Raw genomic sequence first — 15,592 nt, 5'->3', positions numbered from 1 at the left:
CTTCGACGAAGTTTAGAACCTGACGCTCTACACGCTCTTGAGTGGTAAAGTCTAGCGCTGGAAGTTCCTCTGCGGTTGGGGCATTGTCTGGAACCTGAGTCACAAGACTGCCCTTAGCAACCAAGCGGTTAACAGCTTCTGTGCGCTCTTCGGATACCAATTCTGTCGCAACTACCTGACCGGCAACAAGAACATCACGGTAAACCTTGACGATTTGCCCTGCCTGACCTTCGCGAAGGACGCGGGTCTGACCAAGCGGCAAATCTGCGTCTTCTTGTTCTTCTTCGACGAAGTTTAGAACCTGACGCTCTACACGCTCTTGAGTGGTAAAGTCTAGCGCTGGGGGTTCCTCAGCGGTTGGGGCGTCTTTAGGAACTTCAGTGATGATTTCCTTGCCCAGACGAAGAACGGTTGCTGTCAGTGGATCTAGGGTAATCCGATCTGCTGAAATTCTTACCCCTGAAGGGTTGGTCAAGGCCTTGATACCTGCCATCTGATTGTCAACCAGAACCTCTGCCTGAGCCAAATCTCTCAGATGTTCTGGCAGTACAAAACTACGTTCGCGGCTATCAGCGTTGACAAAGACTGCGTAGCGCACACCGTTTGAAGAGATGGTTTGGTAAGCGATCACTAAATCTTGCTCTCCAATGCCATCTTTTCCTGGCTGACTGATAAGACTTACTTTAGCATCCACTTCCGCCTTACTACCTAAACTAAAGGCATCTGTTGATCTTCTCAGCTCAATTAGACCTCTTGTATAGGCTTGGCTGCGTGTGTTTTCTGGGTAGCGTTCGCTATCTGTCGCCTTGGTCCAATCAAACTTGTTAACTGCATCGCTTGAATCGTAGGAATCATGGATGTAGTATGGGTAATCAAACGGGCGGCCGTCCGCATCGGTCAACAGATGAGATTTATTTGGCACCTTATCCTCTGTTACCGGCCCTTGGTAATCCGGATGACGGAATTGCTTGGTTCGTCCATATTCTTGTCCAGAATGGATGAATGGGGTTCCTTGAGAGGTCAGCACCAAGAGATTGCCCAAACGCAGGCGTTGGTGAATTTCTTTGTAGTTCTCCTCTTTGGATGGATCTTTCTTGATCGATTGGGCGATAATGTCAAAGAGGGTCAAATTATCATGCGCTGCAATATACTGGATGACATCACCCGGATCATCCGCGACAAAGTTGCCCGGTTGCGCCTTGATATTGTTAAAGAGTCCCCAGATATTTTTCGCTCCGGTAGTCAGGAAGGCTGGTTGACCTTCATTTGGATAACCTGATTTGAGAGTATTGCGAATATCGTCTGAGAAGACCGCTACTGTATCTGTTGACTTCATCCAGTCTTGGTCAGCGGCTGCTACTGGCTGGTGGGTATCCCCTGTAAAGGTGCGCCAGCCTTCTCCTAGCATAATAATGTTTGGATTGAGTGCCTTAGCCGCCGCAAAGGCTTCCGCCACACTAGCAGCATCATGATCTCCCATCATATCAAAGCGGAATCCATCCACCTTAAACTCATCCACCAAATACTTGATGGAATCTACCATCACCCGACGGCTCATATAATGGGTGGTACCAAGACGACCACCACCAAAACTGGTCTTAGCAGTTCCGTCTGCTTCCATGAAATGATAATAGTTTGGCTCTAAATCCTCAAAGAGGTGGGTCTTAGCTGTATGGTTATAGACCACATCCAGAATAACACCCATGCCGCGCTTGTGGATTTCATTGACCAGATTTTTAAATTCTTCAATGCGTTTTAGTGGATCTGTCGGATCTGTCGAATACATTCCTGTCAGGGCAAAGTAACCCTGCGGGTCGTAGCCCCAGTTATAATTACTGTTGCTGGAAGCATAGTCTGTCAGACGTTCTCCATTCTTCAGCTCATTGACATAATAGTAGCTCATGACTGGTAGGAGTTGAATGTGGGTAACCCCCAATTTTTGCAGGTAATCTAGGCGTTCAACAAAGGAAGCAAAGGTTCCAAACTGTGCCTTGAGTTCCCCAGCGATGGCTGGATCAGAAGTAAAGTCACGAACATGTGCCTCGTAGATGATGGCATCTTCGCGTTGCTTGAAGTTTGGAATATCCGCAAAGCCTAAATCGCTCGGACCAACCTCCTTGGTGTCTACGAAGGCAGCCTTAGCCACCTTATAAGCGGGGCTAGTGGTTGCCAAGTCGCTATTCCACTCTGCCAGAGATTTGGCATAAGGATCCAACACTAGCACGGTCTGACCGCCTCGACTAATTTCGTAATGGTAGTAGTACCCTCGGAAATCGCTGATTCCTGCAACAGAGTCTTGAGTCAGCTCAAGATTCCATTCTCCCTTGTCCCCCTTGACCATACTTACTCGGCCACGTTCAATGCTTTGGTCGTCCTTGTCGTAAACCACAACGGACACAGCATCCGCGCTTGGTGACCAGAGGGTCATGGCAACCTTGCTGCCATTTTCTTTGACGCGGGCACCTAGTTCACCCTCATACTTGTAGATGCTGTCCTTGAGCTGCCAGCTCATGTGGGTTGTAAAGGCGTCGCTGCCATACCGCACGGTGTAGTTGGCCTTGGTTGGGTCAAAATTCCCTTGTATGAGGACTTTTTTACCAGCAGCATCCAGCGTGATACCGGTGATTGTCACCGGTTGACCATCCTTGTCTGTCACCTGTAATTTCTCGCGGATGCTTGCTTCATCTGCTCCCTCTAGGGTTGTGAAATTCCCTTCCAACCGGTCTATTCCTGTATGTTGTGCTCCATTCAATCGCACACTATTGACAAAGTAAGGGTTGGTATAAATGGTTGGGTCATTATCCTTCAGGAAGATTTGGCTGTGTTTTTTCAATTCGGTAAAGATATAGTTGTTTGGCTGAATCTTGGCATCGTCATTGGTCTTGCTTTCGTCTACCAGCAGGAAACCAAGACTTTGAGGAAGATCCTTGAGGGCAATATCAACATAGCGCCCTTTTTGTCCGACCGCTTCAAAGTTGACACCATCTGGCCAGCTGCCAATTGTATCCGATGGTGTTTGAACATCTCCCCAGACCCAAAGACCCTTTCTATCATAATTTCCGTCTGTGCGGAAATAGTTGACACGGATCATGCCTGCTTCCAAAGGACGGTAGCTATGGATGTTGAAATCCTTGTCTACCCAAGCTTCATTCATCTCCTGACTGAGAACTTCGATATGCTTGTTCTCTGTTAGATTTTTGCCTTCGGTATTGTTAATCAAGAAGCTAATCTGATCACGGAAACCATCCGACATCTTGATGTCCATATAGTAGCCGTAGTCATCTTGACCCGCTTGCGAGAAGCTGAGGGCACCTGTCGGCCAATTGCCTGCTTTTTCAGATGGTGTTTCCACATCATCCCAAAGCCAAAGACCTAGATTGCCAACGGCATCAGATGGTAGAGATTTGAAGTGCAGACGGAAGTAGCCTTGTTCGATTGGCTTTTCCGCTTGAATCGGTGACTCCGCACCTAAAATACTTCCCTGGCTTGCCTTGAGGAGCATGGTACCGCCCTCTGACAAGCTTGGCGCTTCCAGACTGATGATCCACTTGCCATCTTTCTGGGTCGCCTGATACTCTCTTCCACTGTAATAATCTCTCAGAACCGTTGTAGCATCCGACGCCTCTAAGTGGATTTCCCGCTTGTCCGCATTACGTGAATAGAGGATATAGGCGCTGTCATTTTCATAGGTTCGTTTAGACAAGAGCCAGCCCTGATTGTCTTGGCCTGCCAGCGTCGCATTATCTCCACGCGCTAAGAGAAGGGAATTGTCCTTGCGGAATTGCAGCAGTTTTTGATAATGCTTGTGCACATCGCTGTTTTCTACCTGCGACCAAGCAAAGTCATATCGGTTATCGTATTGAGGCCAATTGTTTTTACCTGATTGACCCAGTTCCTCACCGTAGTAGATAACCGGCTGCCCCTTGGCTGTCAACAGCATGGTAGCCGCAAGTTTTAGTTTGTCAAGATTGCCCGCAACAGACGCTCCGCCCAGACTGTATAGGAAGCCATCCTCGTCATGGCTGCCCAAAAATTGTCCTAGGGAAGCCGAGCTAGTCAGAACCTGACCGCGAGCAGTTAGCTCATCATTAGCTGCTCGCATCTGGCCATTGACAAGCTGTTTGGCAATCGACTTGAAGCCAAAGTCCAGCAAGCTGTCCATGGTTCCGATACCCAAGTCACCCTTGTTGTCCTTGTAATTGGCATCCCAGGTTTCACCAATCAAATGGAAATCTGGGTCCTTGTCTACCAGTTCGTTCTTGAAGTGCTGCCAGGTTGTATCATCAACGTGCTTCACTGTATCCACGCGGAAGGCGTAGATGGAATTCCCCTTCTGCGTTTTTGATTTCTGAAGCCAAGCTGTCTGCCAGTCTACCAACTGGCGACGAACCTCATGGTTTTCGGTTTTGAAGTCTGGCAAGTCTGCTAGGGAACCAAGCTGGTCGTCACCCTTCTTGTCTTCTTCCTTGCTGCGCACCATATTGCCAAAGGTATCTTGAGTGCCATAACCAGCGTGGTTGAGAACCACATCCACAATGATGTTGATGCCACGTTCAGCGGCTTGGTCAATCAACTCATGGAACTCCTCCATGGTTCCCAAGTGAGGATTGAGCTGATTAAAGTCTTTAGCCCAGTATCCGTGGTAGGCGTAGTATTCACCGTCTGTTGGATTGCCCGCGTCAGCGGAAATATTTTCTACAATCGGAGTCACCCAAATAGCACTGACACCTAATTCTTTGAGATAATCAAGTTTTTGGGTCACACCCTTGAAGTCGCCGCCACGATAGACACCTCTCTGGTTCTTGGCACCGGCATAGTCCATGTTATAAGGATTGTCATTGCTGGTATTGCCATTATAGAAGCGGTCGGTGACCATAAAGTAGATGACTTGCTCATCCCAGTCTTTCTCGCCAGCCTGCTTATTCCGATCTGTGATGGTTACGTGTACTTGGGTTTCGTAGTAGCCATTGTTCTTATCGTAGGCCTTGACTGGCAAGGTGTATTGACCCGGTTGGATGGCTGAAGTAGCATTGATCGTCACGCGGTTCAATTCTGGAGAGATAGGAACGATACCGCCCCCCAGTTGAGTGGTATCTACCTCCATCTTCACAATCGGTACATTGGTCGGATTGGTTACATTGACCGTCAAAAGCCCGCTTTCGTTGTAGTGAAAGGCTTGCTTGACTTGGGCAGTCAACTGGATATTTTCTTTCCCAGCTTCAGCTTTACTGGTATCTAGCTCTGTTTTTTCCTCTACATAGTAAGGGTTGGTATAGATAGTGGTGTCATCATTGCGCAGGAAAATCTGACTATGCTTTACCCGATTTCCAAAAGCAAGGTTGACAGTCTGTTGACTGGTGTTTTGGTTAACTAAAAGAAACTCCAGACGGGAATTTAGAGCCTTGGACAGAGGAACATCCACATAACGGCCATACTTTCCTTGTTTGGTAAAATCAAGGGCATCGTGAGGCCAATTCTTGCTTGGTTCGGTCGTATCTCCCCAAGTCCAAACACCCCAGCCTTCATAGTTGTTATCATCGCGCAGATAGTTGATGCGGATGGTGTTTTCATCTTTGAGTGGCTCGTAGCTAGAAACGCTGTAATCACTAGCAATCCAAGCTTCATTTTGTGCTGGGACGAGGAGTTCAATCTTCTGGTCATCTTCTGTGACTTTTTTCCCATCCTTAAGCAGGAGGTAGCCGATGTTGCCTGAATTTGCTGCCTTCTTGATGTCAACATAGTGACCGTAGCTGTCCGTCTTATCACTGGAGAAATTTACTGTATCGTGTGGCCACTTAGCACCGTCAGATGGTTTTTCAACACCGCCCCAAACCCAAAGACCTTGTTTGTCAGCTTGTGTCCCGTCAATCGTTTCAAAGTGCAGACGAATACTGCCGTCTTCAATCGCAGGTTGGCTGGTCTGGCTGGCAGAATCAGCCGGTGCTTGCAGGGCCGCTGGTGCCACTGGAGTTGCTGTCGCATCAGAGTTAGGCTCAGCTACTGGTGTTTCCAGATTTGCTTGCTGCCCGTCAGCTGACGAGCCAGTGCTTGTTTCAGCAGATTTTGGAGCTTGCTCTGTCTGTATTGTTGCACTTGGCTGAACACTCGCATCTTCGCTCGTTGTGACAACAGTTGTAGTAGTTGTTGTTTCTTGCTTTTCTGTTTCAGATTGGTCTGGTGACACTACCTGAGTTGCTGAATTCTCTGCCAAAGCTTCTTCTGCCTGAATAGGGGCTGGCCCTAAGAGCATGAAAGAAGCCGCAATCCCAACCGATGCGATACCTACCGTTAATTTACGAATCCCGAAAACCTGTTTCTTCTCTAAACGGCCTTCTTGTTTCAACTTGCGAAACTGATTGTTTGCCATATAATCCTCCTTGTTTCACAACCCAATTCCTTGAGTCTATCCTATCCTAAGTATAAAGGATTATACAGTTTTTGCAAACGTTTTCCTAGATGTTACCGATAACAGAATATAATAAAAAATTGCAGGCCCCATTTGGGAACCTGCTACTGTTTTATCGTGTTGTTTCTCTGACAACTAGCTCTGCCTGACAGTAATGACCCGGTTGCGATAGACGCCCGCCATCAATCAAAGTCATCAGCTGACGGACGCAGATTTCTCCCATCTTAGTAATCGACTGCTTCATGGTTGTGAGTTTCGGCGATGCCACCCGGTCAAGAAAGACTCCATCAAAGCCAATAATGCCCACATCTTCTGGAATCCCTTTCCCCAGCGTCTGCAAGCCCCGCTCAATCCCCAGCGCTAGGCGATCCGAAGCGCAGATAAAGCAGGTATTGTCTGCTATATGAGGCAAACTCAAGATAAAGGCTTCTGCCTGTGAGGAGCGATTCTCCAGTTGATAAATGGTGCCTTGTAAGTTGTGACCTTCCAAGGCTTGGCGATAACCGGCCTCCCTAGCCCGCTCAAAGGACTCCGGCAGATTCATGCCGATAAAGACCAGCTGCTCATAGCCCCGCGAGATTGCGTATTCTGTTGCTTCAAATGTCGCCTTCTGATTGTCCGAGTCTACAAACGGAATCCCTTGAGCATTTTCTCCAAAAAGAATAACCGGCTTCTCCAGCTCCTTGATCCAAGTGTAGTCACTCTCCCGCATACCGGTAATGATATACCCATCGCACTGTCCCTGGGCCTGCTGAACATCCGTCACCAGCTGCAAGGCATAGTTGCGCCGCTCCAATTCTTTGGCAATTCCCGCCAGTAAATTCATATAATAGGGTTCAACAACGTCCATCTTCTCTAGAATGACCACCTTGACAACCAAGCTGCGTTGCTGGGCCAAGGCTTTGGCGACTACATTTGGCCGGTAATCCAAGTCTGCCATCGCCTGCAAGACTAGCTCCCTCAGTTCCTTAGTAACTTGTTCAGGGTGATTGAGAACTCGCGAAACCGTCATCTTAGATACATTGGCCCGTTTGGCCACATCCGCTAATGTTGTCATATCTCCCCCTTTCTTGCCACTCTTTGTGCAAACGTTTTCTTTATCCATTATACCCTATTAGACAAGAACCTGTAAAGAAAAATTTGATACTTATTACCAAAATGTCATGAAAGAGGGGGACAGACTAATTAAACCATAAAAAAGAACCCCTGCTCTTGCAGAGGTCCTCTCTACACAAACCTTATAGAATCATCGGTTTTGATTATGCATTCCGTTTGTGGAAGAAATATCCAAGTCCAGCTACCACAAGACCAATAATACCACTGATAACCATCCATACATTTGAGGATTCACCAGTATTTGGCAAGACTTGTTTAGATGGTGTGTTGCCACCTTTTGCTGGTGGTGGTGTTTGACCATCTGTTGTAGTCGTCGATTCAGTCGTGGTTCCTGTTGTAGTAGTTGCTTCTGTTGTGGTCGTTGACGCTTCAGAAGTAGTTGCTTCTGTTGTGGTCGTTGACGCCTCAGAAGTAGTTGCTTCTGTCGTGGTCGTTGACGCTTCAGAAGTAGTTGCTTCTGTAGTTGTTGTGGACTCTTCAGAAGTAGTTGTTTCTGTAGTTGTTGTAGACTCTTCAGATGTAGTTGCTTCTGTGGTTGTCGTGGACTCTTCAGAAGTGGTGGCTTCTGTTGTAGTTGTTGACTCTTCAGAAGTGGTGGCTTCTGTAGTTGTCGTGGACTCTTCAGAAGTGGTGGCTTCTGTTGTAGTTGTTGACTCTTCAGAAGTAGTTGTTTCTGTAGTTGTGCTTTCTGTAGTAGTTACAGTAGGCTCCTCAGTAGTTGTTGTAGTTGTAGTTGTGGTTGTAGTTGGCTCTACATAGATGTTCTTAAATGTAGGAACCGCTGATGTAACAGTTGCTACCAACTGACCTTGACCGTTGTCAACTACTTCTACTGTGACTTTGGCAGTTGTCTTATCGTAGGTAATACCTTCAAGACCTGCTTCTTTTTCGCTGATTGTGTAAGCGTAGGTGCCAGCTTGAGTGTAAGTGATTGGCGCAAAGGTAATCGAACCACCTGCAGCATTCTTCACTGTCTCAATTTCTGGACCATTTTCTGCTGACAAGACAAATTCAAATTCATCTGCTTTCAGCTCACGACCTTCCAAAATCTTCTTAGCTGACAATTGAGCACTTGCTTGAGTAGTGCTGTAGCCATTTTCAAAGGTTTGGTCATCATTCTCATAAGTAACGGCTGTTACCAACTGGCCTTGTTCGTTGTCTGTAACAGTGACAGTTGCCTTAACAGTTGTGTCATCGTACTGAACGCCACCGAGTGAACCTTTCACTTCTGAGATAGTGTAAGTGTACACATCTGCCTTCGTGAAGGTAAGGGCTGAGAAGTTGATGTCACCATTAGCAAGGTTCTTAACTCTCTCTACTTCTTGACCATTTTGGTCTGTCAAGACAAACTCAAATTCGCCCGCTTTCAACTCACGGCCATTCAAGACTTTCTTAGCTGAAAGACTTGCCGCACCTGGAGCTGCTGAATAAGTGTTTTCAAAGGCGTTATCACCATTTTCAAAAGTAAGAGCAGCTTGCAGTTGACCTTGACCATTGTCTGTCACAGAGACGGTTGCTTTGACATCAGTAGTATCGTATTGAACACCACCCAAGTTACCTTGTACTTCTGAGATGGTATATTTGTACTCACCTGCTGTATTGAAAGTAAGCTCTGCAAAATTGATTTGGCCGTCAGCAGTGTTTTTCACAGTTTCAACAACTGTTTGAGTTGCGTCTTCCTTCAATTGGAATTCAAACTCATCGGCTTTCAGAGTGCGGCCATCCAATCTCTTAACAGCTGGGATTTTTACCTTAACCGGACTAGCTGTATAAGTGTTTTCAAAAGTTTGGTCGTTGTTTTCATAAGTAACAACTGCTTCCAAAGCACCTTGTTGATTGTCTGTGACAACAACAGTCGCCTTAACAGCTGTATCGTCATATGTAACGCCACCTAAATTACCCTTGACTTCTGAGATAGTGTAGGTGTAGGTACCAGCAGTAGTATACTCAATCTCAGGGAATACAACCTTACCAGTTGTTGTATTCTTAGCTGTCAAGGAAGTTCCATCTGTACCAGTCAAGGCAAATTCAAACTCATCGGCTTGGAGAGTTCGACCAGTCAGGGCCTTGTCCGCTTCTAATGCTAGTTTGGTAGAGGCCGCCTTATAGGTATTGGTAAACTCTGTACGGTCATAGGTTATTGCCGCCTGCTTCATACCACCACTTTCAGTTACTTGAACTGTTACTTTAATATCAGTATCCGCATCGTCCGTCACACCTGCTAGGCCACTAGCAACTTCTCGGATGGTATATGTGAACTCACCAACTGTTGAAAACTTAATCTTCTCAAAGGTGACTGTTCCATCAGCTGCGTTCTTAACTGTTTGGACGACATTACCAGTCGCATCATCTACCAATTCAAAGGTAAATTCATCTGCATTGAGGGTACGGCCATCCAATACCTTGTTCACTGTGAAGACTGCTTCATCTGAACGCACACCAGAACCGACACCATCAGTAGTTGTGAGTGGCGCAAATGGACGAGAAACAAGAGCGGCCATCGGAGTGCCATCTGAGGTAACCACAATATCGTTATATGCCTTCTTATCAACCTTATCAACTGGTGCAGTCAAGAAGGTTTTGTAGATAATAAAGATACCACGGTTGCTCAAGTCACCTGCATTGATAGTGAAGTTGTTAGCATCTGTGATAGTAACAATAGATGGGTCATTAGCTGTGAAAGAGGTTCTAGGTCCGTTGTCCCAGTTAGCGAAGTAATAACCAGTGATTGGGGTTGCCAATTCTTGACCTTCTGGGATGACATCCTTAATCACAACTTGGCCAAGATTGTTCACATCTCGGTTAACACGGATACGCCAATTAATATAGTTTGGATTTGCAGAATCTTGAACTCCCCATTTAGAATAGCCTTGAGGCTCTTCATCCACCTTGATACGAGTCAAAGTATATTCTGGTGCGCCTTGGAGGGTAAAGGTTTGTGCTACATTGTAAGGAGTTGAATCATTCCATACAACCGTGAATAAGAAGGAAAGCTTCTTCGTTTCATTCAACCGAGCAAAATAAGCAGCATCTGTAATGGTCACAGTTACCTTGCCTGTGGATGGATCAGTCGCCATTTGAGCGATTGTTTCTCCCGTAGGCGCAGTAAGCGGCTGAGTCATTGGTTGCTCTAATTTGAAAACAGATGGTACTGAATAAACCAGTGTATCCCCGTTATTCAAGACAGTCGCATCATCAAAGGTATAAGTCGGATTCACATAGAACTTAGCTTCACCGTAAGATGCATTGTTAACTACAGGGTTATTATTGACAGTAAAAGCTGTAGAAACAGTATATCCAGATGTTAATTCATTCGCTAAAGTAGGAATAGATAGCGCCGAAAAAACAAGTACTGCCGCTGATAGTAACCCCATCAATTTGCGAAATACTTTCATTTTCTTTCTCCATAAGTATATTTTAGGTATAAAACACCTCTATTATTATATACTCTTTTAGCCAAAAATACAAGTAGTTTTGCTTGTGTTTTTGAAAAAAACTGACATTTTTTTGCTTGTTTCAAACGCAACATTTCCAATAAAAAAAGAACCTGAAATAATCCCAAGTCCTTTTTTTAGAGCAAAACAAATCCAGTATCTGTCCATTTAAGCCTTTGTAGATTTTCTGTAGAAGATACCTGCTACCACTAAAAGCACAAAACCAACAAAACCTGTAATTAAACCACTCTCTTCACCGGTCTTAGGAAGAATTTTGCCCTTCTTAGATGCCGGTAGTGGCTCTGTAGTTGTTGTTGACTCCTCAGAAGTAGTTGGCTCTGTTGTAGTCGTTGATTCCTCAGTAGTAGTTGCTTCTGTTGTAGTCGTTGATTCCTCAGTAGTAGTTGTTGTGGTGGTTGGCGCCACATAGGTATTTGTAAATGCTGTACGATCGTAAGTCGTAGTAGCTTGTTTAACCCCTCCATTATCAACGACAGTTACTGTTGCTTTAATATCAGTATCCGCATCGTCCGTCACACCTGCTAGGCCACTAGCAACTTCTCGGATGGTATATGTGAACTCACCAACTGTTGAAAACTTAATCTTCTCAAAGGTAACTGTTCCATCAGCTGCGTTCTTAACTGTTTGGACGACATTACCAGTCGCATCATCTACCAATTCAAAGGTAAATTCATCTGCATTGAGAGTGCGACCATCTAAGACCTTGTTCACTGTGAAGACTGCTTCATCTGAGCGACTACCCGATCCCACTCCATCAGTTGTGGTGAGTGGCGCAAATGGACGAGAAACAAGAGCGGCCATTGGAGTGCCATCTGAGGTAACTATAATATCGTTATATGCCTTTTTATCAACCTTATCAACTGGGGCTGTTAGCAGGGTTCTATAGACGATGTAGATACCACGGTTGCTCAAGTCACCTGCATTGATAGTGAAGTTGTTAGCATCTGTGATAGTAACAATAGATGGGTCATTAGCTGTGAAAGAGGTTCTAGGTCCGTTATCCCAATTCTCAAAGTAATAGCCTGAGATTGGACTTGCCAATTCTTGACCTTCTGGGATGACATCCTTAATCACAACTTGGCCAAGCTTGTTCACATCTCTGTTAACACGGATACGCCAGTTAACATAGTTTGGATTAGATGGGTCTTGGGTGCCCCACTTAGAATATCCTTGAGGCTCTTCATCCACCTTGATACGAGTAAGCGTATATTCTGGGGCACCCACAAATGTAAAGGTCTGCGCTACATTGTAAGGAGTTGAATCATTCCATACAACCGTGAATAAGAAGGAAAGTTTCTTCGTTTCATTCAACCGAGCAAAATAGGCAGCATCTGTAACGGTCACAGTTACCTTGCCTGTGGATGGATCAGTCGCCATTTGAGCGATTGTTTCTCCCGTAGGCGCAGTAAGTGACTGGGTCATTGGTTGCTCTAATTTGAAAACAGATGGTACTGAATAAACCAGTGTATCCCCATTATTCAAAACAGTCGCATCATCAAAGGTATAAGTCGGATTCACATAGAACTTAGCTTCACCGTAAGATGCATTGTTGACTACAGGGTTATTATTAACAGTAAAAACTGTAGAAACAGAGTACCCCGTTGTTAATTCATTCGCTAAAGCAGGAATAGATAGCGCCGAAAAAACAAGTATTGCCGCTGATAGCAGCCCCATCAATTTGTGAAATACTTTCATTTTCTTTCTCCATAAGTATATTTTAGGTACAAAGTACCTATTATATTATATAATCTCTTGCGAGGGATTGCAAGAATTTTTAATATCTTAAATCCAAGTAGCACGCTGGTCAGATATCATTAAATCACCCTTGCATTTCAAACAGTCTATAAATCCTGAAACACTAGATTCCGATGGGATACTAACTCAATATAAGAATACGCCCCAAGGAAATATTCTCCCTATAGTTTGTCACACCTTTTTGCTCACAAAATCCACAAATAATCTTAACTACACTGGAAACTCTATGAAGTCACAGCATGGCTAGTGATTTTCAGAAACCAAAAAAGAAACTAGGACAACCGTAGTTCCTAGTTTCTCTATTTTAGACATTGAATGCCAAAGATGGAGCTAAACTCTATCAAGTTTGTTGACAAAGTAGGCTACCTAGCCCAGAGGGTGTCAAACCTTAGGCCTTTTCTTTATGGTAGTAATAACCAATTCCTGCAAATAATAGAATCACAAGACCCGCAACTACATTCCAAACCGTACTACTTTCTCCTGTTTTCGGCAATACTTTCTTGGAACCGGTTGGGTTTACACCCAAGGTTACCGGTGGTACACCGCCTCCATCTGTAGTAGTGGTCGCAGGGTCTACCGTCGTTGAGGCGGTGGATCCTACTCCCTCAACACTAGTCGTTGACTCTGTTGTTACTGCTTCAGTTGTCGTTACCTCACTTGTAGATTCTGAAGTTGTTGGTTCCTCAGTAGTCGTTGTAGCAGTCGTGGTCGGCTCCGAAGTTGTGACAGTTGTCGTACTTTCTGTCGTCGTAGCAGTCGTGGTCGGCTCCGAAGTTGTGGCAGTCGTCGTGCTTTCTGTCGTCGTAGCAGTCGTGGTCGGCTCCGAGCTTGTGGCAGTTGTCGTACCTTCTGTCGTCGTAGAAGTCGTGGTCGGCTCCGAAGTGGTGACAGTTGTCGTACTCTCTGTCGTCGCAACTGTTGTTTCGGTAGTTGTTGTGGTAGTCGTTGTCGTCGGTGCTATATAGACATTAGTAATAGTCACTGGAGCAGATGTTACTGCAGCAGTCAGCACTCCTCCTGATCGTGTTACCTGGACAGTCACTGTTTTAGGAGTTGTGTCGTACGTCACCCCTGTGAGTTGTGTATCCACCTCACGAATCGTGTAATTGTAGCTGCCAACAGCCTTCTCCGTAACTTCAACATTAGCAAAAGTGATTAATCCGTTAATATCATTACGCGCTTCTGCAACTTCCATTCCCTTAGAATTGTACAGTTTAAAGGCAAACTCACTATCTACCAATGAACGACCTGTTAATTGCTTTTCTGCAGTAATCGTCACAGTAGCAGGAATAGGTTTATCCTTCACAGCAATTGCGCTGTTATTGACACCAAGCGTTACAGTGTATTCTGTTGTGTCAAGATAATAACCGGTAGGAGGGGTCTTTTCTTTGATAATAAACTGTTTCCCCAGCATTGTCTCTGCATACTGTCTGGTCACAGCAAGACCCTTATCATTGGTCGTAACTTCTTGAACTGGAACAGAACCATCCACAGCAGTAACTGTATAAACAGCACCTGCCACAGGAAGAAGAGTTTCCTCATCTACTTTATTAATCTTAATTTTATACGCTGTTGAAGCTGTAATCGTTCCGCTGAACTGCGATCTTGCTGTAGCAGTCATGCTAGTTCTGTTATTATTGCTCCGCTGAGTCAATACTGTACCATCTGACTTAGTTAAGGAAACTGTGTTAGCAACCATACTACCGTCATTTGGAGTAGTGGTCTTGTAGACGACAAAGTATTTTTTGGCTCCATCTTTGAAGGTAATAGTAAAGTGAGTGTATGTTGCATTCCATTGTAGACTATAGTCAACACCTTCTACTAACTTGGTACCACTTGGACCTGTCGCCGCATTGGCCATATTTGGATTATGCCACACTTCGACAGACTCAGGAATGTATCGGATTGTGGCATAAGCTGGGTCAGTTGGCAAACTGTCCGTCAATACAAGATTGCTTCCGTAATCCTGACCGCCAGTATTCACTCTCACACGCCAGTAAGAGTAGAACTCCCCTGAACTTTCCGCACCAATAGCTGCAAGTGCAGGCGACTCCCAATGACCCTTGTTTGCCATTCCACCATTCTTAGCAAAGTTTTCATATCCATTCACTCCCCCAGCGGTTATTGTTGTTGTGCTATATAAATGTGACTCTGTCTGCTTCAGGGAAGACGACTCGTAATTGATTCGTGTTTTCACCTGATCTGAGTCAAACCGATAGGAAATCGCAAAGTCACCAGATATGGTGTCTACCAAATCACCCTTAGTAATTTCAAGGTATTCCTGCAAATTTTGCAAGGTCACTGTGACAGTACCACCTTGTCCAGACCCCTTAGAAGCAAAGGTGGCAGTGGCGATTTTTACCTTGGTCTTTAGATGCTCCAATTGAATAGGAACATCAGAAGATAGCGTCATCGGAGCAGGAAGTTCAAATGTGAAGTAATCCCCATCTTGGAGATTGCCCTTATAATTAGTCAAGTCAAATGTCAGTCTTAAGCGACTTGAGCGACCTGTTATCAGTTGATAAACTCCTTCTGCGTCTGTCTGCAAAATAGTATCGTCATCTTTGATATGCTCAATACCAGTGACAACACCTGTCAACTCTTTTGCTTCAACCTTCGCTGCATTCAAGTTTGTCACAGTAAACAAACTAAATACCGCAATGATTGCCATCAATGTTGATTTTAAAGAAACAAATCTCTTCAAATTCATACATTACCTCCTTGATAGTAAGTATCAGAACGACCTTCTTTAAAGTTATTCCAATACTTACCATTATACCTCTTTTTCTCTCATAAAGCAACTTCTTATAGGTTTGAATATCAAATTTTTTTGTTTGAGGAAAGACAAAAAATCCCCCAA

The 15,592-nt window shown here is 45.0% G+C and carries 4 protein-coding genes and 1 pseudogene; all 5 read right to left on the bottom strand.

Going from position 1 to position 15,592, the window contains the following annotated elements:
- Positions 1 to 67: 67 nt before the first annotated feature.
- Positions 68 to 6,367, bottom strand: a pseudogene (locus INT76_RS11180) (pullulanase); the annotation flags it as partial.
- A gap of 151 nt (positions 6,368 to 6,518) precedes the next feature.
- Positions 6,519 to 7,463: a LacI family DNA-binding transcriptional regulator gene (locus INT76_RS07745; protein WP_212569884.1), complete on the bottom strand. Its 945-nt coding sequence runs from the start codon at positions 7,461 to 7,463 to the stop codon at positions 6,519 to 6,521.
- A 202-nt stretch (positions 7,464 to 7,665) separates the two neighbouring features.
- Positions 7,666 to 10,917, bottom strand: coding sequence for a Spy0128 family protein (locus INT76_RS07740; protein WP_212569883.1), 3,252 nt, complete (start codon positions 10,915 to 10,917; stop codon positions 7,666 to 7,668).
- 207 nt (positions 10,918 to 11,124) lie between these two features.
- Positions 11,125 to 12,672, bottom strand: coding sequence for a Spy0128 family protein (locus INT76_RS07735; RefSeq protein WP_212569882.1), 1,548 nt, complete (start codon positions 12,670 to 12,672; stop codon positions 11,125 to 11,127).
- Between the two features lie 448 nt (positions 12,673 to 13,120).
- Positions 13,121 to 15,442, bottom strand: a complete 2,322-nt coding sequence (locus INT76_RS11075; protein WP_249116142.1) for a SpaA isopeptide-forming pilin-related protein — start codon at positions 15,440 to 15,442, stop codon at positions 13,121 to 13,123.
- Positions 15,443 to 15,592 lie beyond the last annotated feature (150 nt).

It is taken from the genome of Streptococcus oriscaviae, assembly GCF_018137985.1.
In the GTDB taxonomy this organism is placed as follows: Bacteria; Bacillota; Bacilli; order Lactobacillales; family Streptococcaceae; genus Streptococcus; species Streptococcus oriscaviae.
The sequence above is the reverse complement of the archived record's forward strand: the minus strand, read 5'-3'. Positions and strand labels throughout refer to the sequence as shown.

What these genes read in the sequence shown, in the direction of transcription:
- INT76_RS07735 (WP_212569882.1), bottom strand. Translation starts at nt 12,672, where the DNA reads ATGAAAGTATTTCACAAATTGATGGGGCTGCTATCAGCGGCAATACTT.
- INT76_RS07740 (WP_212569883.1), bottom strand. Translation starts at nt 10,917, where the DNA reads ATGAAAGTATTTCGCAAATTGATGGGGTTACTATCAGCGGCAGTACTT.
- INT76_RS11075 (WP_249116142.1), bottom strand. Translation starts at nt 15,442, where the DNA reads ATGAATTTGAAGAGATTTGTTTCTTTAAAATCAACATTGATGGCAATC.
- INT76_RS07745 (WP_212569884.1), bottom strand. Translation starts at nt 7,463, where the DNA reads ATGACAACATTAGCGGATGTGGCCAAACGGGCCAATGTATCTAAGATG.